The following is a 20228-nucleotide window of genomic DNA, read 5'->3' on the forward strand; positions in this document are numbered from 1 at the left end:
GTTCTCCGGCCGTCAGAAAGAACACTGGATTGCCAGCAAAATTCTTACTGAAGTACCTGGTTTATTTGGTTTAGCCAACTCTTCCGATGGTATTTGATGCGATTTCGCTGATCTTATCGAAAATTTTCAGCATTTGGGTGCATGAGGTAAAATTGTTCTGCCGGGCGATCATATCACTCATTTCTTCACCCATATCAACGTTGGATTTCTCAATGGTCTCCTGTAAGACATTAAAGGAGCCGGCCTGTGCTGGCTGAAAACCGTTGACCGCTTGAAAATAGCCTTCCCCGACCTGAGTCAGATCTGCCCCGTTGGCTACAGTGGAAATATTGAGCCTGGCCACCTCCGCACCGTTTTGGATAATGGCTCCGTTAGGATTAACGGTAAAGTCGCTACCTGCCAATTGAATCGGCTGTCCGGCACTACTTAACACCAGACCAACCCCTGGCAGCGTTAGAAATCCCTGTTGATCCAGTTCAAATTGACCGTTACGGGTCAGTACCTGTCCGAAATTGGCATTCTGGATCACAAAGAACCCCTGTCCCTGAATAGCCATATCCACACTACGATGGGTCGTTTCAAAAATCCCCTGGGTAAAATCTGTAAATTGTTCCGCATTAACCGTAATATAAGCACCAGCACCAATATCTGCCTGCGCGATTCTGGGGTTTGTACTCATTCTTGACGCCATATATTCTGCGAAGGTTGACTGCACCGTGGATTGACTCTTATAACCCGCAGTGGTCACATTTGCGACATTTTGAGCCAATACATTAATTGCTTTCTGTCCTGACAACATGCCGGCTGCTGCTGCGTAAGATCCTCTATCCATTATAATGCCTCCTTATTAATAATTTTTTAAGCGGTTTCTCATTTTAATCATTGCCTGGGAATGGATCTGTGAGACTCTTGACTCGGTAACACCCAGTACCTCAGCAATTTCTTTTAGTTTTAGATTCTCATAATAATACAGTGAGACTACCAATCGTTCTTTTTCTTTTAACTGATCGATGGCTTCACCCAGTTTCTCTTTCAATTCGTTAAAAAGCATTCGCGATTCCGGCGAATCGTCCGTTTTTTCTTCGGTAATCAGTGGCGAAACTTCCATCATTTTTTCATTAATGGCTTCTTCATAGGATAAGACAATCGAATTGTGCCGCTGCTGCAGAATTTTCTGCAAATTTGCCTCGGAAATTCCCATTTTTGCGGCGATTTCTGCTTCGCTTGGTTCTCTTTCCAATGATGCGTATAACTCGCCGTAGGTTTCTTCCAGAACCTTAGAAAGGCTCCGCTGGCTCCGGGGTACCCAATCCTGCTTACGCATAAAATCGATGACTGCTCCTCTGATTTTCAGGGTCGCAAAGGTTTCGAATTTATTGCCCAGTTCCGGGTCAAACTTTTCGACCGCATCAATTAAAACGATCATTCCCTGATTAACCATATCGTCCAGCTGTCCAAAATTGTTATAACTCCCCTTGAACCTTAAAACAATTTTCTTAACCAGTCCGGTGTATTGCAGGACTATTTCGTTACGGATTTCGGTGGTTCGCTGTTCTTTATATAATCGCCAGAGTTCCATAGCCTTCTCATCGACACTTTTTTCGACCATGAGTTTTTCTTCTGGGTTTTCGTCTAAGCTATGTTCTGCTTTATTCATTTCTGCAACATTCATTCTGACACTCCTTATTCTTTAAAGGATTTGCGTTGATTAATTTTCCAACTTTATCATTCCGATAACTTGAATCTGAATATTTGTATCTATTTCATTAAAGGAAAGAACGGTTAAATCCGCCATAAATTGTTCAATTAATCGCTTAAAATATATACGCACAATTGGGGAGGTGAGAATAATCGAATGGTCAATGATTTCTTTCAGTTTTTCGATTTGCTCGGTGACCTTTTCGACAATCGTCTGAACCACCTGGGGATCAATGGCAAGATAGGTGCCATGCTCATTTTTCTTAGCCGAATTGAGGATGATATTCTCAATTTCCTGATCCAGAGCAATCACCTTGATGCTGTTACCATCCGTATATTTTCTGGTGATGGTTCGTTTGAGTTTCTGTCTGACATACTCGGTGAGCATATCGGTATCTTTGATACTGGTGCCATGATCACCCAGGGTCTCCAAAATACTTTCCAAATCTCTGATCGGAATCCCTTCGTTTAAGAGGTTTATCAATATTTTTTGGAAATCAGCGATCGAAATAATATTGGGAATCACATCATCAACAATCGCCGGATTAGATTTTGAGACGTTTTCCAGCAAAGTGTTAATATCCTGCCGACTTAACAGTTCGTGCATGTGCTTTTTAATAACTTCGGACATATGAGTCACAATAACCGAAAGTGCATCAATGACAGTGTAGCCGTAAACTTCGGCCAGCTCTTTTTCATTTTCAGTGATCCATTTTCCCTTGATCCCATAAGCTGGTTCAATGGTTTCGATACCGTCGATCGGCTCACTGGTATTGGACGGATCCAGCGCCAGATAATAACCAACCAGGACTTCGCCTTTGGCGATTTCTTCACCTTTGATTTTAATAATATATTGATTCGGATTGATCAGTCCATTATCTCTTAACCGAACCGTGGGGATAACCACTCCCATGTCCATGGCGAATTGTTTTCTGAAAATAACAATCCGATCGATAAAATTACCGGAGCTCCCTTCATCGACCATCGGTAGCAGGGAGTATCCAAATTCCATTTCAATCGGTTCGACGCCGATGATATTATACACATTATCGATATTCCGATAAAAATCAACCTCACTGCTTTCTTCCTGGATCAGCTGAGTCATTTGCTCAACTTCATCCACTACCACTTTAACATTCGAGCGACGGATCAGCAATAAGCCAAATCCACTGAGCATAATCGCGAGCGTTAATATCTGTAATGCCGGTGCTCCGGGAATAATGGCCATGGCTGAGATACCGATGCCGGCAATAACTAAAACCTGAGGTTGCGACAAAAATTGATTCTTGACATCCACATTCAAGTTGTTTTCCGAGGCTGCCCGGGTCACAATCATTGCTGTTGCCACCGAAATCATCAGTCCCGGCACCTGACTGACCAGACCGTCTCCAACGGTAGCAATGGTGTATACCGAAACTACCTCTTCCAGCGGCATGCCACCCTGCAACATCCCGATAATCATCCCGCCGACGAGATTGACCACCGCAATGATCATTGATGCCACCGCATCACCTTTAACCAGCTTGGTTGCCCCATCCATGGAACCATAGAATTCGGCTTCGGTTTGAATTTTTTGTCTTCTCTCCTTGGCCTCAGCGTCGGTAATGGCACCTGAGCTCAGATCTGCATCAATGGACATCTGCTTTCCGGGCATTGCATCCAGGGTAAAACGGGCAGAAACTTCTGAAATACGCTCGGCACCCTTGGTGATAACAATAAACTGGACGATGACAATGATAATAAAGACAATAAATCCAACGACCGCATTGCCACCCAGTACAAAAGATCCAAAGGTCTCAATGACCTTGCCAGCCTCGCCACCGTTTGAAAGAATTAGACGGGTTGAAGAAATATTAAGAGCCAGTCGCAACAGTGTCGTAATCAAAAGCAGCGATGGAAAAATGGAAAAATCCAGGGGGCCTTTGATGTACATGGTGGTTAACAAAATAATCAGGGATATGGCGATGTTCAAAATGAACATAAAATCCAGAATAAACGGCGGCAAGGGAATAATAATAAGAGCGATTGTCAGAACAACAAAGACAACGACGAGATTCTGAATGATTTTCATTTGACATTTTCCTTCTTCTTAGTACTATAAACCCATGCCATTAATTCTGCCACGGCCTTATAGAGTTCAGCCGGTATATATTCATTGATCTCAACTGATTCATACAATCCTCTGGCCAAAGCTTTGTTTTCCTTCACCAGCACCTTGCTTTCTTCGCCGACTGCAACAATTCGCAAAGCGATGTGGTCTTTTCCCTTTGCCAATACTAGTGGCGCAACATCATGATCCATATCATATTTTAAGGCGACTGCGTAATGGGTTGGGTTTCGGACAATGACATCAGCCTGGGGAACCATCTGCATCATTCGGCTCATACTCATTTCCCGTTGTTTTTGTCTGATCTTACCTTTTATTTCAGGATTTCCTTCGGTTTGTTTATATTCGTCTTTGACTTCCTGCTTGGTCATTTTCAGTTTTTTTTCATAATCATAGCGCTGATAGGCATAATCCAGAATCGCAACGACTGCAAAAATCATACAGACGGTTTGCACCATCGACATGGTCTGGTCACTCATAAACATCATGTTCGCATCGATTTTTGTGACGAGCATATCTGGGGTCATCGGAATAATGCTTAAAATAACGGCATAGATAATCCAGATAATCAGTACCACTTTAGCCAGTGACTTAAGGAGCTCAACTATGGATCTTAACGAGAACATTCTTTTTATGCCAGACAACGGGTTGATTCGGTTAAATTTTGGTTTTAATGCATCTCCGGTTACCAGAAAGCCGGTTTGCACGCCAGACATAATAATGGCAACAATCATAATGATTACCGCCACCGGCAGTACGGTCGCAAAAAACACGATTGCACCTTCTCTAAACAACTGATTGGCACTTGCAACAGTCAGGGTATCCATGGTTACAATTTTTTTCATTTGGGCCATATAAATATTTTTAATCTGCTGATAAATAAACGGTACCAGCAAGTTCAAAACAAAAAATGCCACAAAGAGCAGAACCACACTGACCACGTCTTTGCTTTGAAAGGTGTTTCCCTTTTTACGTTCGTCTTTTCTTTTCTTCGGGGTCGCTTTTTCGGTTTTTTCTGATCCTGCCATTCTTTTCTCCGATTATTATCTGTGTTAAATGAAAAATGTCAGTACCTGAGTTATTTTTTCCATCATCAGTAAATTCATTTGGGTCATAAAATTCGCCAATGCCGGAATGATCGTGAAAATGACAATCAAACCAATGAATACTTTTATTTGAATATTGATAACAAAGACATTGATGTTTGGCACCAGCCGCATTAAAATACCAACGGCAAATTCGGCAATGATCTCGGTGACAATGATCGGGATGGCCAATTGCACCGCATAGATGAATATATAATACATCAGTTCAATGAAAAAAACTCCAACCTGCTCACTGACCTGGCCGATTCCCAAGGGAATAACCTGAAATGATTTGATCACCACGGTGAACAGGGCCAGATGCGCATTTGAGATAAAGAAGATCAAAACATACATCGATGTCAGCAGGTTTCCGGTGACCGATATGTTTGCCCTGGTGGCTGGATCATACATCGAAGCCATACTTAAACCCATTTGCATATCAATAACTTCTCCACCCAGTTGAAATACTGACAGAAACAAAGTCATGATAAAACCGATCACAATTCCGATAATAAATCCCTGCAGCATGGCGCCAATAAATTCAATTGCCGTGTAATTAATAACCTGGGTCGTTCCTAACTCAAAAACTGCAAATAAGGCAATGGCTAAGGATAAGCCCACCTTCATAATACTGGGAACGCTGTTTCTGCCGAAGATGGGATTGAAAAAAATAACGCCTGCCGTTCGGCAACTGGCTAAAAGAAAAATCAAATACTGGTTCATGTCAAAGGTCACATTTATCACCCATGTTTATTTCTTTAGATCTTGGTGGCTATTAATTCAAATATCCGGAATACCAGGTCCATCATCTGCTGGAGCATCCATCCGCCGGCGATAATCATCAGCAACGCGGTGATAATAAGTTTTGGCACAAAGGTCATGGTTTGTTCATTGATGGATGTGGCCGCCTGAATAATCGAGATAATTAACCCGACCAGCATACTGATTAACAGGATGGGACCTGCCACCTTCATCCCGGTAAAGATTGCATCTCTGAAAATTCCGATTAAATCACCTGTACTCATCTGCTGCTCCCTTCTTTAGTTATAGGTCATAATCAGGGTTTTGACTAATAAACCCCATCCATCCACCACCACAAACAGCATCAGTTTAAATGGCATGGAAATCATAACCGGTGGAAGCATCATCATCCCCATGGACATGAGCACACTTGAGACAATCATATCGATGATTAGAAATGGAATAAACAGCAAAAAACCGATTAAAAAGGCCCTCTTTAATTCACTGATGATAAAAGCCGGAATGACAATGGTCAGCGGTAAATCCTGCGGGGCCATATTTTCGATCCCGGTCTGACCTGCCTGAACCGATAAGCTTTTAAACAGGTCCACATCAGTAGCTGTGGTTTGCATCAGCATCCATTCCTTAATAGGATCCACCGCCAAATCCAGAAACTGCTGGGAGTCAATGGTTCCGGCATTATATGGCTGCAGAGCCACCGTGTTGATCTCTGTTAAGACGGGTGACATAACAAAAAATGTGATTGCCAGCGCCAAACCGACCAGAATCTGGTTGGGTGGTGTCTGCTGCAAGCCCAGTGCACTCCTTAAAAAAGAAAGCACGATGATGATTCTGCCAAAGCAAGTCATCATCAGCAATAAGGTCGGCACGATGGTAATCAGCGTCATTAGGACGATGATTTTTACAGTATCTGAACTTTCACCAGCCAGCAGGCCTTCTACCGACAACTCGGCACCATGTGCTTTTGTCGCGGTAAGAAAAAACAAAATGGCGAAAATCGGCATGATGACAAGCGCTTTTCTGAAAATTACTTTTCTATTTTTTGATGTCGTTATTATTTCATTCATTCTGTTTTTCCTTTTGAGAAAATGATTTTACCATACTCAAAAAGCTCTCTTTTGATATTTCCTGCTTTTTCTGAAAAGAAATCGGTTCTTCCAGCTGTGACAAAATTTGGATATTATGCTCCGTTACTCCAACCAGGTATTGAACACCCTGAATGTCAACGATAATGATGGAACCGCTTTTCCCGACAATCAGTCTTTCAACCACCTGCATATGATGCTCACCGGATATTGATCCCGGTCTTTTTAAAAACCGTTCGATATACCATCTGCTTCCATAATAGGTTAAAACAATAACACCAACGGTCCCCAATAGTGCTAGAATTATCGAAAATACATCACTGGAACCCAATTTGGACCTGCTCTCTTTTACTTGCCAAGGGCACTGTTGACGGTTTGGATCAAGCGGTCTGCTTTAAATGGTTTTACAATAAAATCAAGGGCCCCGTTTTTAATCGCTTCCACAACCATGCCTTCCTGTCCCATCGCTGAACACATAATAACCTTAGATTGCGGTTCAAAACCTTTAATGGCCTGCAACGCCTGGATCCCGTCCATCACTGGCATAGTGATGTCCAAAAGAACTAAGTCCGGTCGATTTTCTTTATACTCAGCCAACGCAATTTCGCCATTTTCAGCTTCGATAAAATCGGTGTAGCCACCTTTTTTTAAACTATCTTTGATCATCATACGCATAAAGGCCGCATCGTCTACAATTAAAATTTTACTCATTTTCTTCTCCTTTTAATCCATTCTTTCAAAATTATTTGTTAATCTATATTAATTTCTGCTATTTTTTTTGCTCAGAATTATCTCTGACTTTGATAATTTCGGTTATTTTAACACTGTAGTTGTCATCAACAACTACCACATCGCCCCGGGCGATTAGTCGTCCGTTAGCGATGACGTCCACCTGATCCCCAGCTTGGCGATCCAACTCAACAATGTTTCCTAAAGTTAATTCGGCGATATCTTTTATTTTTTTTCTGGTTTTTCCTAATTCTACCGTAATCTGGATCGGTACAGACATCAATAAATCCAGATTATCTCCCGGTATATTGACTCGTTGATCCTCACCCAGTTGTCGATATTCATAAGGATTAACCTGGACCGGCTGTTGCGGCGGCGCATAGGCTGCCGGCGGCGGGTCATTTCTGACCACCCGGGCAGGTTCTTGCGGGGGCGCCTGGGGTGGCGGCTGATAAATTGTTTCCTGCTGAACCGGTGGCACCTGCTGAATGGGTGGTGGTGGCGGTGGAATTTCTTCCTCTTCCTCTTCGTCATCCATGCCACTTGCCCCCATTGACATGGAGACAATTTCCCGGGCCAGAGCGGGTTCCATCGCACTGATAAATTCACTTTCAACCAGACCTTCAATACTCAGGTTAAACTTGATGCTGACCAGATTATCACCTTTTAGCGAAAATAAGTCCCGGATGCTGGATTTGTTAGTGGTATCCAGAAGCGTTGGCGGTGAAATATTGACGACTTTTCCTAAAAAAGAAGCTAATGCTCCGGCAGCTGCTCCCATCATCTGGTTCATGATTTCACCGATGGCACTTTTGCTGATTTCATCAAACTCGATATCATCGCTGGTATCCATGTCAAACAGCTGCGATAAGATTTTTTTCATATCTGACTCTTGCAGCAATAACACATTGGCACCCTCGATGCCTTCAACATAATTGATTAAGACACCAATGACTGGTTCAAGGTAAGCGAACTCAAAGGCTTCTACTCCGATTGTTTCAATTCTTGGGGTGGTAATATTAACTTTTGTGTTCAATATGGTGGACATCGCCGTGGCAGCTGTGCCCATACTGATGTTCATTACTTCACCAATGACATCAATTTCCATACTGGACAGTTTGTCTGGATTCTCTACTGCATCTGTCATATGAATAGTTCACTTCCTCTCTCGTTAAGCTCTTTTATCTGGATCGCTCTTTTTTTCTTATAGTCTCCCATTTCTCCTCTAAACCAAACCTCGTCATTGACAACAATATCGACCATGGAATTCGCCGGTTTGTTCAGCTTGATGATATCTCCGACTTCCAGTTCGTATATGTCCTGAGAAAGTACTTCGGTGTCACCTAACACGCCTTTAATTTCCAATTCTGTTTTTCTGATTTCATTGATAATATTCAGTCGTCTTTTTTCCTCTGCCTGCTGATCTCCTCTTTTTATATTTTTCTTGGTTTGAGACATCTTCTTTTTGAAGAGCATATCCAAGGTCGTTGCCGGAATACAGATGTTGATTTTCCCTTGGGTTTCATTTACTTTGATACTCATAACAATGATGACAACATTTTCATCCGCCCCGATCCCTTGAAGAATTCGGGAATTGGTTTCAATCTTTATTAATCTTGGGGCGATTTCGAGGTAATCAAACCAGACATTTTTCATCAGGTTGATCATCCCCCGATAAAAATACTCCATAACCCCGATTTCAATTTCTGTAAATTCGCGATCTTCTTTAAGCGGTTTTCCGGAACCACCTAAAAGTCGGTCGAAACTGCAAAAGCCAACTTCCTTGGAAATATCCATGATTACCAGATCTTCTTCATCTTCACTGTCTTTTATATCAAAATCGATGAGTCCCATCAGAACTGAATCGGGAAGAGCGTTATTGAATTCATAGTATTGTTGTTCTTCAACTTCAATTATTTCTACCAAACTATAAGTTTGCAGAATTCCAGTTATATGAGAAGACACCAGCCGCGCATAATTTTCATAAATGCTAAACAGATGCTTAAGCTGTTCTCTGGTAAAAAGCTTTGGTCTTCTAAAATCGTAATCTTTAACCTTTTTGCCCGAGACTGCACTGGGTGCTTCCGGCTCGTCTTTGCCACTTATTAAACTGCTTAAAAGGCTATCAATTTGACTTTGCGAAAGAATTTCTGCCATATTCGTTTCTCCTAGTATTGTCTTTTATTCTATTGTACAACCGTTTCTGTACCTGTATCTGTCGCAATGTCATTGAAAAAATCTTCCGTTTCGGAAATAAGGATTTCGACCCGGCGGTTTTTGGCTCTGTTTTCTTCGGTATCATTTGGTGCGATAGGTCGATACTGACCAAACCCGACTGACAATAATTTTGAAGGATCACTGATATAACCGTTTTGCAGGAATCTTAAAACCTCATTGGCCCGACTGCTGGACAAGTCACGGTCGTCAACCGGCGAATCGGCCTGAGCGGTATGCCCGTCGATTCGAATCGACTTAACAGTTGGTTCTACTGCCTTAAAAGCCTTGCCAATATCAATTAGTATCTGCTGTCCGCCCGCTTTGATCCGGGAACTGTCCGGTTCAAAAAAGATTGAAGACATAAACTTGATTGCAACAGAACTTTCATTCTTTTCAATACTTACTGCATCGTCCAACCCGTTTTCTTTCGTGTATTGACTTAAATATTGGTATAGGTCTTCGAGATCAACAATCTCTTCCACTGTGATATCCTCATTAGGAGATGTTGCACCATCTGACTCTGTCGCTGTCCCGGTTGTTTCATAAACTGCCGCAGGATTAAACTGCTCAACTAACTGTTTATACTTTTCTGCGTCGATGGTTGACATCGAAAAAAGCAGGACAAAAAAGATTAAAATCAGGGTGATCATATCCGCATAGGTGTTCAGCCAGGCATCTTTATTGATTTCTTTTTTGTTCTTATTACGCTTTCCCATAGTATATACCCCTATTTTTAGCTTTCAACAGCTTTTCCTTTTTTACCTTTGGATTTTCCACCTTTTGACGGGGCTTCGCCATTCGCTTTTCTGATTTCATCCTCAGTTAAAAAGTTCATCAATTTGTCCCGGATATATTTGGGATTTTCACCTTCTTTGATGGCGACAACCCCTTCAATGATTAATTCCTTAATCAGCAGATCTCTCCCCTGGGCAATTTCCAGCTTACAGGATATTGGCATAAAAACGGTATTAGCCAGAACCGATCCATAAAAGGTGGTAATCAATGCGACTGACATATCTGCTCCCAGGGTCCCGGCGCCACCTTCAAGGCTCATATTTTTTAGCATGTTGACCAACCCAATCAGGGTTCCAATCATCCCGAAGGCTGGTCCCAGAGCTGCCCCCATATCATAGATTTTTCGCTCCTGATCATTTCGCTCTGAAATATAATCAATCTTCTGATCAAACCAGGATCTTAACTTATCCGGTTCAATGGCATCGACGATCCGCAATACACTTTCTTTTAAAAACTCATCCTGAATCTCCGCTGCTTTCGCTTCCAGCGCCAACAACCCCTTACGTCTCGCCTCTTTAGACAACTCTGTCAAAATTTCCACATATTCCAAAGGATTCTGTTTGTTCTTAAAAAAGATCATCTTTAAATGTTTCGGAATATGGGTAAAGGATTTAAAGGGAAATGATGCAATAAGAACGAAAAATGTTCCACCGATGGTAATGAAAATACTCTGAGCATCAAAGAAATTCATTAATGCCCCAATATTAAAACCATTTGCAGAACTGAATGTCATCCCGAAAAACATGGTAAAGACGACTAGGACATAAGCGATGATTGTTGAAATTTCCATAAATTTATACTTCCTGTCAGAATTTAGTTGTTAACGACTAAAAATGCTTCGTTTATATGCGATGATCTTAGAAAGAACCTGAGCTGAACTCTCGGTAACCACATAGTGTTTGCCGTTCATCAGCCGAATGGTTGTGTCTGGTTTTTCTTCAATGATTTCGATGATCTCGCAATTCAGAAGAAACTTTTCATTTTTTTGTTTGTTCAATCTCGTTAATTCTATCATATTTCCACCTCAAAATATAGTTTTTATTATTTGACCAACTTAAACGGAACTAATTTTTCGTTTTTTTCTGTTATATAACAGCCATTCACCAAATGAGTGCACCACCCATTTGGTGAATGGCCATGATAAAAAGTTCTACCCGAAGGAGTTTTCTCCTTCGGGTGAACTTTCTCAGTTATTATAAACTATCTTTTTAAATTAATCAATTCTTCCAGAATGGAATCCGAAACGGTGATAATTCGGGAGTTTGCCTGAAAACCACGTTGGGCAATAATCATATCGGTAAACTCCTGGGATAAGTCGACGTTTGACATTTCCAGATTGGCGGATTCAGTCCCGCCAGTTCCATTGGTGCCGGCTTTTGAAGCAATCGCTGTACCTGAGTTGGCGGATTCCATAAAGTAGCCGTTACCATCCTGGAGCAGACCATCGACATTGGCAAATTTTGCGATGGCCAGGTAACCTAAAACTTCTGGTTTATCGCTGCCGGTTTCGATTTTGCCAACTAATGCTGATTCAACTGGTGCTGTATCAAGATCCGTGACCAAATCGCCAAAAGCCGTGGCATCAACATCTAGTGTCAGTGTTCCACCGGTTGAACTTGTGAGAACTACGCTAGTATCAGTAGTTGCATCAAAATCGATATCGGTTCCTTCTGGGGTTCGCAAATACTCAACCTGCCCGCCCTGATTGTAAACAGTCGCTACAACCGAAGTAAAATCATCTGGTTCTATTGCACCAAGTTCGAGGCCACCATCCTGAGTCGGATCGCCAATTAATTTTGTCGTATCAATCTTAAGTCCCGGCAGATTTGCAAAGGTCAAAATCCCAGATGAAGACAATGTAGCCTTTCCATAATTTCCTGACCCTTCAGGATTGTCGAGTGGAGTAGCATCGTCGTCTTTTGATGTGAGACCAGTGGCTAAAGTATATGTACCGCCTGCCTTTGTTAAGGTCAGTGTTCCAATAACATCCGCAGTTGGCGCCACGTTTATTGCAGCTTCTTCAGCAGCCCCATCTGCAAGCCCAACCATCGTGCCGATATCCACTGTTACATTTCCGGTATAATTTGATGCCGCTGGAATGGTTATACCACTGAGCCATGTATTACCTGAAGCCTTCGTAAACTCCGGATCCCCGGCTCTGATACCGGTAATCTCACCAGATTTACCAATGGTGATACCGGTATATTTTTCTAATTCTGCTGGTGTAACATTAATCGCTTGCAGGTCTTCAATTGGCAAGGTACCATTCGGGTTTAAAATCGGATTCCCATCTGCATCAATCGGTATCCCCATCACCTTGCTGCCGCTACCATCGGTAAGATTACCCTCGGCATCAAATTTTAAATTACCAACTCGGGTATAACGGTTAGCTCCGGCTTCAGGCTGAACGGTTAAATAACCTTCGCCGGCAATATAGACATCTAGCGCCCGGCCGGTGCTGGCACCGGAAGAAATGGTATTAAGCATATCAATACTGCCAACCTTGGTTCCATAACCCAGCTGACTGGCATTGGTACCACCGGTGGTGGCGGTTGCTCCAGTGGCAGTTGATAAATTCTGATATAACACATCGCTGAATACGACTCGGCTGGCTTTAAAGCCATAGGTATTAACATTGGAAATATTATTCCCAATTACGTTTAATTTAGTTTGATGGGCTGCCATCCCGGAAATTCCTGAATATAAAGATCTGATCATTTGTAAATCCTTTCTGTGCCGCCTAAAGCTTATCAATCGGTCAAAGCTTTATAGTTTCCTCACAGAGGTCCAACTATATAAATACGGCACCATCAATATCATTGAATAGTTTGTTTTTCATTTCGTTTTTGTCCATTACGGTGATAACCCGTTTGTCTGCTGCATTGACAATAAATGCGGAATTATCCATCATGATTAATGCATTGCCAATCCCTTTTTCCTGGGCTTTGTCACATGCATCTCCCAGTTTTTCCAAATCACTGTCAGTCACTTCGATGTTTCGCTGTTCTTTTCTGATACTGGCATGTTTGGTAAAGGTGACGGTATTCTTAATTTGTTGATCGAGCAGATCCTTAAAACTTGTTTCGGTTTTCTGCTTATCATTAACGGCTTTGTTTTGATTGGCATTGTTAAGTCTTTCGGTTTGCCGAATGATCGCATCGTTTAGCCGATAATAATTGCCATTGATTCCATCAGCCATTTTCTCACCTCAGCTTTCAAAGTCTGTTAATTATTTCGCCTGGCCTACTTCCATTACACTGCTCATGGGGTAGTTCACGCCATTGACGATAATTTGGGCATCGCCATTATAAAGATTGACGCCTTCCACGGTTCCAGTGATAACATTTAATGTCCCATCAGATTTAGTTTCCGCCAAGGTAACTTCTTTGCCAATCATACTGAGACCGTAGGTCGTTTTTGAAAGCTCGGTCAAATCTGTTAATGCCTGAACCATCGAAAACTGGGCCATCTGAGATGTGTACTCAGAGGTATCTGCGGTATTGTTCATATCCTGATTCTGAAGCTGGGCGACCATCAGTTTTAAAAAGTCATCCATATTCAAGGACGTTTTCGGTGTTGTGCCAGTCGTTTGCGTTACTGCAGCAGTGGTTCCTAATGTGTTAATTGAATTAACTGCCATGTTTTTGCCTCCTTATATCAAATAATTCACTCTATGGTTTGTGTAGTTCTGCAAATTCTGGGGAATCATTACTGACTCATCTTCGTCACTACTTGTTAAAATACTATTTAATACACCACTGTTTTTGATAAACCGTTCTCTTAAAAGGGCCTGATTTTGGTTCTCATTGGGATCAGAACCGCTGTTCATCATAAATGTTGCATCCTGGCTGTCACTGCTCTGTTCCACTGGCGTATTTAAATGTACCGTTTCAACTTGAACATTTTGAAGGGCAAGGCCTCTCACCAACAAATTGATTTGTTTTCCCAACAGATTTTGGGTTTCCTTACTGATTGCGGTAATATCGATGATCAGTTTCCCCTGATCATAACTCAGCTTGATATCAATATCCCCTAAGTTATCCGGCGATAGTGTCATCTGCAACACCATTGGCTTGTTGGGCTCAAAATTTTGAAGAATTTTCTGCTCTACCTGTTGAGCGACAGCCACCTTGGTATCTGGCTGCACTTCTGGACCTTTACCAGTGTTGATGCCGGTTACATTGATCTCCTGAACACCTTTTTGACCAGGATTCTGGTTTTCGGTTTGGTTTGCCGGGGACATTTGAGTACTAATTGATTCAGTTTGATCACTAATTGATTTTTGTGTTAAAGGTACCTCTTCTGTTATATCCATTTTGTCTGATGGATCAATTTTGACTGGCTGATCTGCCTCTTCCGTTAAAGACACTTTTTCTGTTGAATCAACTTTGACCGGCTGATCTGCCTCTTTTGTCAAATCAACTTCGTCTGTTAGCTCAACTCCATTAAATGCCGTCAAACGTGTTTCTGACTTAACATCTTCTGCTTGATCCCCATTCCGCTGCTTGGCATCACCAACAATCTGGGGGTCTGAATCTTCACGTGCACTTACCTGATCAACCAACTGCTGATCTTGATTTGCATCACTATTTATTACTTTTGTCGCTGTCAATTCAGGCCTGTCATTTTTTAACAATCCCTCCTGAACACCTTCGACGACTTCCTGATTCTCGACTTTTCCGACATTTTGCTGCAAAAATTGCAATTCGTCATGAGCTGTCGCATCATTTTGTGGACTGTTTTCAAGAATAGGTACACCTTGTAATTGATCACCTACATCCTTCAGTTCGATAACTTGCCCTTGAACTGCGAGATCTTCCGGTACCATGTTTTCTTCAAGACCCAATTTCAGATTGAGTCGTGTTAGGGCTGTTTCAATGCCACCCTGAAAATTCTGGATACCCATCAGTTGAGCGGTGTCAATTGTTGGTGCAGCACTGCTTTCCTGACTTTCGTCACCATTCAGCTCCTCCGTTACAGGTTCTTCGGCTTGGCTATCGTCTGCTTTAACTCCACCGTCTTTTAACGATGCCTGTTCACTTTCCCGTCGATTGCTTTCCGCAATTGATTTGGACTCCCTCCGGTTTTCCCGGGCTTTCTCCAGTTGATGATCTGCCTGTTTAATACCCTGTTTGGACTGATCCAGCAGATCTTTAAATTGAGCGCTTCTTTCATGCCCCTTTGACTGAGGGGCTGCCGGAGTCTCGGTTGTTGTGTGCAACCTGTTCATTGTCAGCTTTCCCGCCGATTGAAACTCTAAATTCATTGCCTACCTCCCTTCGTAAATTTGACTATTTCCTGTACATAATTGTATCTGAAATAGCCGGGACGATTTAAAATGTCCCATTTATATAACAGTCGAGTCGACTGGTATAATCATTGTTCATATTATATATTAGCGAAAAAGATCCTGATAAACATCACCGATTCAAATTAAATTGAATTTTAAGAAAACTCTTGTTTTAAACAATAATTGTTCCAGTAAAAAGAATCTCTCTAAAAAAGACAAGTCTGTGTTCATTATATATTAATACTTTAATATTATGCAACTTATTTAAGCGTTTTTTATTTCAGCTTCTTCTGTATTCTTATACGTTCTTCTGAACGAACAAAAAAATGCAGCGACAATGCCGCTGCTTACTAAGGTAACCACCCTTTATCTTGCAACTGGCTGTCATATACCACTGTATTTAGACCCTGTAGTTTTGCGTCCTTACTTTTCAATAAGTATGCTAATATTATGTTATTATAATACTACTTTAATTCACATTAACTGTCAATGGAAATATTCCTTTCCTTAAGAGAAAATACCTGTAATTACCCCAGCTCAGCTGTGTTTACAGGTGTCGCTACTCCTTCAATTTGAGTCCCCGTTTTATGACTATTCTGCTATTGTTTCATTATCAAATTCACTCTGGTTTATAAGGCCCTGGTGAAGTTTCAATCCCAGAATCCCCAGTGCAATGTTTGATGCATGGTCGCCAACCCGTTCCAAATTGGTTAATAAATCCAGAAAGATGACTCCCGCAAAAGGATTACAGATTCCTTCGTTGAGACGGCGAATATGATCATCTTTTAATTTTTCAGTCAGCTCATCAATTTCTTCTTCTTCATCCAAAATCTTATAACACAGGGACGTTTCTTCATTTTCCATTAATTCTACCATATCCCGGAGGGTATTGGTAGTTAAACTGATCAAATTTAACACTTCCTGATTAGCTATATCACTAAAGACAATCTTATTTGAGGCTCGCATTTCTGCCAGTTCACCAATGTTCATGGCATGATCGCCAATTCGCTCCAGATCATGGCTACCTTTTAAGACAAAGGCCAGTCGGTCATTTTCCTCTTCTGACATGTTTTCATTGGAAAGTTTAACCGAATATTCAAAAATTCCCTGTTGGAATTCGTCAATCCGTTCTTCTCGCTTGACTACTTCTTCAACCAACTTTTCATTTCCATCCATGATGGATTCACAAGCCACTCTGAAATTCTTAAAACTCATATCAGCCAAACGATTTGTTTCTCTGACAACCTGCCCTAAAGCGATGGATGGATTATTGAGCAGCCGATCATCCAGCTGCAGTCCATACTCTTCTGCTTTTTCCGGATATACCCGATCCAGAAAGGTGACAAAATAACCAATCAGTGGAAATAAAACAATCGTGTTGGCCACATTAAAAATGGTATGGGCCATTGCAATCTGTCTTGCCACATTCGGAACAACTTCCCCGCTGCTACTGATAAAAGTTCCGGAAATGTTTACAATAAATTCATAGACGGGATTTACCGTCATGACACTGTCTACCCCAATTAAGAACAGCATCACCCAAACAGCTCCAAATACATTAACAAAAAGATGAATAAATGCTGCTTTTTTTGCTGCAGTCGACGTTCCGATGCAAGAAATTAGCGCCGTGACACAGGTACCAATATTTGTACCAATTAAAATAGGAATGCAGATCTGAATCGCTCCGGTTCCGCCGATGCTGGCAAATACACCAGAAAGCGCCAGTGCCTGAAGCAAACCAATGGATGCACTACTGCTTTGAATAATGCCAGTGATCAGCGTTCCGATCAGAACTCCTAACAGCGGATTCGTGCCGTAAGTAGACAGCAAATAAATAAAATCTTCGCTTTCCCGCAAGGGTTCCATCGCCGTTGACATGGCGGCAATACCAAAAAACAAGATCCCAAAGCCAAGGACAATGCTTCCTAAATCCCGATTCCTTTTCCTGGTACTGAAGAGTGTGATCAGTGCTCCAAATCCGATAAAAACCGGCGCTAATTCGGTTACATTAAAGGCGATCAGTTGGGCTGTCACCGTGGTTCCGATGTTTGCTCCTAAAATAACGCCTGCCGCCTGGGTGAGCGTCATTAGAGAAGCATTGACAAAACCCACCACCATAACGGTTGTGGTACTGGAACTCTGAACAATCATGGTTACCGCGGTCCCGACCAGGATGGCCTTGACCTTATTGTTTGTTAAAACCTCCAACAACTTTTTCATTTTTGTTCCAGCAACTGTTTTCAAGCCTTCACTCATCATGTGCATTCCAAAAATAAATAGTCCTAATCCGCCGAAAAGTCCGACTAACATTTCTAACGTCATCTTTTCCTCCAAAATATCATTTAACTTACTAACCTACCCAGCCAAAATTCTTGTGTTAAACAAAATAACAAGCTAAACCACAGAATTAAGGAGTAAGTAGTCAAATAAGCTAATCCCATATGATTCACGCACATTCGTTCACCAGGGTAATCTTTTTTACTTTTCTTAAATGAGAGTATTTAAGATTTAACCTGATTTTAACATTAACCACTAAAAATGAGAACCTTTTTTATTTGTCTAAAGCATATTTTTAAATTTCCACTCTTTATAATAAATATTATTGTTAACCTGGTTTATTAATTATTTTCTTTCAATTTTATATTTGCTCATCTCAGCATAGCAAACAAACTTCATTAGAATAGAAAGTTTGGGTTGACATATGGGTCTGTTTTTGATAATCTTTATTTTAATTTAAAAAATAAAAAAGCGTTGAGAAAAGAAAAATCAGTGAGTCAATGGTTTAAAGCGAGCAGATGGTGGTGAAAGATCTGTAATCAAACTCTATGAATGGCACTTTTGGAGCTGCAGCCACTATCTTTCCCGCTTCCGGTAATTTTAGGTGGTTGACGTGAGATTCGTTAAATGATTAAGGTGGTTTGCCATTAAGGGCAGACAACTTGGGTGGAACCGCGGTTATACCGTCCCTTGTATTGTTACAAGGGGCGGTTTTTTTATTTAGCATGCGCTATTGATTACACTATTTATCAGGAGGAAAAAATGTCAGAATTTACGATGGCTGAAATTGTCAGTCTTGCCAAAATGAGGGGAATTATCTTCCCCGGTTCAGAAATATACGATGGTCTTGCCAACAGTTGGGATTACGGTCCGCTGGGTGTTGAAATGAAAAACAATGTTAAAAAAGCCTGGTGGAAAAAATTCGTCCAGGAGTCTCCATATAATGTGGGCCTGGATGCGGCGATCCTGATGAACCCAAAAACCTGGGTCGCATCGGGTCATGTCGGCGGCTTCAATGATCCACTGATGGATTGCAAAGCGTGTCAGTCCCGTTTCCGGGCCGATAAACTAATCGCCGATTACTATTTTGAAAAGGGCGAAGATGTCATTGTCGATGCCTGGTCCAATGAAGAAATGAAGGCTTTTATCGAAGAACATCAGATCGTCTGTCCCGAATGCGGAAAAATGGATTACACCGATATCCGCCAATTTAACCTGATGTTTAAAACCTTCCAGGGCGTTAATGAAGATACCGCCAGCGAAATCTTCCTGCGACCGGAAACAGCCCAGGGCATTTTTGTCAATTTCAAAAATGTCCAGCGAACGACCCGTAAAAAAGTGCCATTTGGGATTGCTCAGGTCGGTAAATCCTTCCGTAATGAGATTACGCCCGGTAACTTTATCTTTAGAACCCGGGAATTTGAACAGATGGAACTGGAATTCTTCTGTGCCCCAGGCACCGATCTGGAATGGTTCGATTACTGGAAGTCCTTCTGTAAGAAATGGCTGTTTGACCTCGGTATGAAAGACGAAAATATCCGTTTCCGGGATCATGAGCAGGAAGAACTTTCCCATTACAGCAACGCCACTACCGACGTGGAATTCCGCTTCCCGTTTGGCTGGGGCGAGCTTTGGGGCATCGCTGATCGGACTGATTTTGACTTAACTCAGCACCAGAACCATTCTGGTAAAGATATGAAATATACCGATCCGGTCACCAATGAAAAATATATTCCCTATTGTATCGAACCCTCTCTGGGTGCTGACCGGGTTTTCCTGGCTTTCCTATGTAATGCCATGGAAAAAGAAACAATAACCAGCGGCGACAAAACCGAAGAACGAAACGTCATGCGGATTCATCCCTTCCTTTCCGCTTACAAGGCCGCGGTTTTACCGCTCTCTAAAAAATTAAGCGACAAGGCTATGGAAATTTCCACCCTGCTGTCGAAACACTTTATGATTGAATATGATGAAGCCGGTAGCATCGGCAAGCGTTACCGCCGCCAGGACGAAATCGGCACTCCTTTCTGCGTCACCGTGGATTTTGACACCCTGGACGACGAATGCGTCACCCTGCGAGACCGTGACACCATGGATCAGGTCCGCGTACCCATCGCTGAAGTAGTTGCTTATATTTCTAAACGGATTGATTTTTAAATAGAAACGATGCAAAAAAACGTCCC

At 41.9% G+C, this 20228-nt stretch carries 20 protein-coding genes, 1 riboswitch and 1 other annotated feature; of the genes, 1 reads left to right on the top strand and 19 read right to left on the bottom strand.

Annotated elements, in window-relative coordinates:
- Positions 1 to 70: 70 nt before the first annotated feature.
- The 19 genes from A3KS_RS0117285 to A3KS_RS0117375 all read right to left on the bottom strand — a co-directional run bounded on the left by A3KS_RS0117285 (position 71) and on the right by A3KS_RS0117375 (position 18090).
- The gene (locus A3KS_RS0117285) at positions 71 to 832 is read right to left on the bottom strand and encodes a flagellar hook-basal body protein (RefSeq protein ID WP_026395955.1); all 762 of its coding nucleotides are present in this window, start codon (positions 830 to 832) and stop codon (positions 71 to 73) included.
- Positions 833 to 847: 15 nt separating this feature from the next.
- Positions 848 to 1672 (bottom strand): sigma-70 family RNA polymerase sigma factor, encoded by an 825-nt coding sequence (locus A3KS_RS0117290; protein ID WP_051355974.1) that lies wholly within the window; start codon positions 1670 to 1672, stop codon positions 848 to 850.
- Between the two features lie 36 nt (positions 1673 to 1708).
- Positions 1709 to 3769, bottom strand: coding sequence for a flagellar biosynthesis protein FlhA (gene flhA / locus A3KS_RS0117295; protein WP_026395957.1), 2061 nt, complete (start codon positions 3767 to 3769; stop codon positions 1709 to 1711).
- A complete protein-coding gene (gene flhB / locus A3KS_RS0117300) occupies positions 3766 to 4833 on the bottom strand; it encodes a flagellar biosynthesis protein FlhB (protein WP_026395958.1) in 1068 nt (355 codons plus the stop codon). The genes flhA and flhB overlap by 4 nt, the downstream gene beginning before the upstream one ends.
- A gap of 24 nt (positions 4834 to 4857) precedes the next feature.
- A complete protein-coding gene (locus tag A3KS_RS0117305) occupies positions 4858 to 5613 on the bottom strand; it encodes a flagellar biosynthetic protein FliR (RefSeq protein WP_156913356.1) in 756 nt (251 codons plus the stop codon).
- A 35-nt stretch (positions 5614 to 5648) separates the two neighbouring features.
- Positions 5649 to 5915 carry a flagellar biosynthesis protein FliQ gene (gene fliQ, locus A3KS_RS0117310; RefSeq protein WP_026395960.1) on the bottom strand — a complete coding sequence of 89 codons (267 nt, stop codon included), beginning with the start codon at positions 5913 to 5915 and terminating at the stop codon, positions 5649 to 5651.
- A 15-nt stretch (positions 5916 to 5930) separates the two neighbouring features.
- Positions 5931 to 6719 carry a flagellar type III secretion system pore protein FliP gene (gene fliP / locus A3KS_RS0117315; protein WP_051355975.1) on the bottom strand — a complete coding sequence of 263 codons (789 nt, stop codon included), beginning with the start codon at positions 6717 to 6719 and terminating at the stop codon, positions 5931 to 5933.
- Positions 6712 to 7068, bottom strand: a complete 357-nt coding sequence (locus tag A3KS_RS0117320; RefSeq protein ID WP_026395962.1) for a FliO/MopB family protein — start codon at positions 7066 to 7068, stop codon at positions 6712 to 6714. Before A3KS_RS0117320 ends, fliP begins: the two co-directional genes overlap by 8 nt.
- A gap of 17 nt (positions 7069 to 7085) precedes the next feature.
- Entirely contained in the window at positions 7086 to 7448 is a 363-nt protein-coding gene (locus A3KS_RS0117325) for a response regulator (RefSeq protein WP_026395963.1), read from the bottom strand.
- A gap of 58 nt (positions 7449 to 7506) precedes the next feature.
- Complete coding sequence (gene fliY / locus A3KS_RS0117330) at positions 7507 to 8613, bottom strand: flagellar motor switch phosphatase FliY (RefSeq protein ID WP_035356701.1); 1107 nt, start codon at positions 8611 to 8613, stop codon at positions 7507 to 7509.
- Positions 8610 to 9623 (bottom strand): flagellar motor switch protein FliM, encoded by a 1014-nt coding sequence (locus A3KS_RS0117335; RefSeq protein ID WP_026395965.1) that lies wholly within the window; start codon positions 9621 to 9623, stop codon positions 8610 to 8612. Before A3KS_RS0117335 ends, fliY begins: the two co-directional genes overlap by 4 nt.
- Positions 9624 to 9652: 29 nt before the next feature.
- Positions 9653 to 10399: an OmpA/MotB family protein gene (locus A3KS_RS21845; RefSeq protein WP_051355976.1), complete on the bottom strand. Its 747-nt coding sequence runs from the start codon at positions 10397 to 10399 to the stop codon at positions 9653 to 9655.
- Between the two features lie 17 nt (positions 10400 to 10416).
- The gene (locus A3KS_RS0117345) at positions 10417 to 11268 is read right to left on the bottom strand and encodes a motility protein A (RefSeq protein WP_026395966.1); all 852 of its coding nucleotides are present in this window, start codon (positions 11266 to 11268) and stop codon (positions 10417 to 10419) included.
- Positions 11269 to 11298: 30 nt separating this feature from the next.
- Positions 11299 to 11493: a flagellar FlbD family protein gene (locus A3KS_RS0117350; RefSeq protein WP_026395967.1), complete on the bottom strand. Its 195-nt coding sequence runs from the start codon at positions 11491 to 11493 to the stop codon at positions 11299 to 11301.
- 185 nt (positions 11494 to 11678) lie between these two features.
- Positions 11679 to 13196 (bottom strand): flagellar hook-basal body complex protein, encoded by a 1518-nt coding sequence (locus A3KS_RS0117355; protein WP_026395968.1) that lies wholly within the window; start codon positions 13194 to 13196, stop codon positions 11679 to 11681.
- Positions 13197 to 13269: 73 nt separating this feature from the next.
- Positions 13270 to 13677 (bottom strand): TIGR02530 family flagellar biosynthesis protein, encoded by a 408-nt coding sequence (locus tag A3KS_RS0117360; protein ID WP_026395969.1) that lies wholly within the window; start codon positions 13675 to 13677, stop codon positions 13270 to 13272.
- 30 nt (positions 13678 to 13707) lie between these two features.
- Positions 13708 to 14118: a flagellar hook capping FlgD N-terminal domain-containing protein gene (locus tag A3KS_RS21850; RefSeq protein WP_051355977.1), complete on the bottom strand. Its 411-nt coding sequence runs from the start codon at positions 14116 to 14118 to the stop codon at positions 13708 to 13710.
- Between the two features lie 12 nt (positions 14119 to 14130).
- A complete protein-coding gene (locus A3KS_RS0117370) occupies positions 14131 to 15744 on the bottom strand; it encodes a flagellar hook-length control protein FliK (protein ID WP_026395970.1) in 1614 nt (537 codons plus the stop codon).
- Between the two features lie 393 nt (positions 15745 to 16137).
- Positions 16138 to 16222: riboswitch (cyclic di-GMP riboswitch) on the bottom strand.
- A 137-nt stretch (positions 16223 to 16359) separates the two neighbouring features.
- Positions 16360 to 18090: a Na/Pi cotransporter family protein gene (locus tag A3KS_RS0117375; protein WP_026395971.1), complete on the bottom strand. Its 1731-nt coding sequence runs from the start codon at positions 18088 to 18090 to the stop codon at positions 16360 to 16362.
- Between the two features lie 420 nt (positions 18091 to 18510).
- Positions 18511 to 18739 (top strand) — a binding site (T-box leader).
- A 68-nt stretch (positions 18740 to 18807) separates the two neighbouring features.
- Between A3KS_RS0117375 and A3KS_RS0117380 the strand changes: the two genes are divergently transcribed.
- On the top strand, positions 18808 to 20202 hold the full coding sequence (locus A3KS_RS0117380; RefSeq protein ID WP_026395972.1) for a glycine--tRNA ligase: 1395 nt from the start codon (positions 18808 to 18810) through the stop codon (positions 20200 to 20202).
- The last annotated feature ends 26 nt before the right edge of the window (positions 20203 to 20228 follow it).

Origin of the sequence: Acetobacterium malicum subsp. dehalogenans DSM 11527, from assembly GCF_000472665.1 — a bacterium.
Taxonomy (GTDB): Bacteria; Bacillota; Clostridia; order Eubacteriales; family Eubacteriaceae; genus Acetobacterium; species Acetobacterium malicum.

Bases quoted from the DNA above. Each gene is read 5' to 3' on its own strand.
- A3KS_RS0117285 (WP_026395955.1), bottom strand. From the start codon at position 832: ATGGATAGAGGATCTTACGCAGCAGCAGCCGGCATGTTGTCAGGACAG.
- A3KS_RS0117290 (WP_051355974.1), bottom strand. From the start codon at position 1,672: ATGAATGTTGCAGAAATGAATAAAGCAGAACATAGCTTAGACGAAAAC.
- flhA (WP_026395957.1), bottom strand. From the start codon at position 3,769: ATGAAAATCATTCAGAATCTCGTCGTTGTCTTTGTTGTTCTGACAATC.
- flhB (WP_026395958.1), bottom strand. From the start codon at position 4,833: ATGGCAGGATCAGAAAAAACCGAAAAAGCGACCCCGAAGAAAAGAAAA.
- A3KS_RS0117305 (WP_156913356.1), bottom strand. From the start codon at position 5,613: ATGAACCAGTATTTGATTTTTCTTTTAGCCAGTTGCCGAACGGCAGGC.
- fliQ (WP_026395960.1), bottom strand. From the start codon at position 5,915: ATGAGTACAGGTGATTTAATCGGAATTTTCAGAGATGCAATCTTTACC.
- fliP (WP_051355975.1), bottom strand. From the start codon at position 6,719: ATGAATGAAATAATAACGACATCAAAAAATAGAAAAGTAATTTTCAGA.
- A3KS_RS0117325 (WP_026395963.1), bottom strand. From the start codon at position 7,448: ATGAGTAAAATTTTAATTGTAGACGATGCGGCCTTTATGCGTATGATG.
- fliY (WP_035356701.1), bottom strand. From the start codon at position 8,613: ATGACAGATGCAGTAGAGAATCCAGACAAACTGTCCAGTATGGAAATT.
- A3KS_RS0117335 (WP_026395965.1), bottom strand. From the start codon at position 9,623: ATGGCAGAAATTCTTTCGCAAAGTCAAATTGATAGCCTTTTAAGCAGT.
- A3KS_RS21845 (WP_051355976.1), bottom strand. From the start codon at position 10,399: ATGGGAAAGCGTAATAAGAACAAAAAAGAAATCAATAAAGATGCCTGG.
- A3KS_RS0117345 (WP_026395966.1), bottom strand. From the start codon at position 11,268: ATGGAAATTTCAACAATCATCGCTTATGTCCTAGTCGTCTTTACCATG.
- A3KS_RS0117350 (WP_026395967.1), bottom strand. From the start codon at position 11,493: ATGATAGAATTAACGAGATTGAACAAACAAAAAAATGAAAAGTTTCTT.
- A3KS_RS0117355 (WP_026395968.1), bottom strand. From the start codon at position 13,196: ATGATCAGATCTTTATATTCAGGAATTTCCGGGATGGCAGCCCATCAA.
- A3KS_RS0117360 (WP_026395969.1), bottom strand. From the start codon at position 13,677: ATGGCTGATGGAATCAATGGCAATTATTATCGGCTAAACGATGCGATC.
- A3KS_RS21850 (WP_051355977.1), bottom strand. From the start codon at position 14,118: ATGGCAGTTAATTCAATTAACACATTAGGAACCACTGCTGCAGTAACG.
- A3KS_RS0117370 (WP_026395970.1), bottom strand. From the start codon at position 15,744: ATGAATTTAGAGTTTCAATCGGCGGGAAAGCTGACAATGAACAGGTTG.
- A3KS_RS0117375 (WP_026395971.1), bottom strand. From the start codon at position 18,090: ATGACGTTAGAAATGTTAGTCGGACTTTTCGGCGGATTAGGACTATTT.
- A3KS_RS0117380 (WP_026395972.1), top strand. From the start codon at position 18,808: ATGTCAGAATTTACGATGGCTGAAATTGTCAGTCTTGCCAAAATGAGG.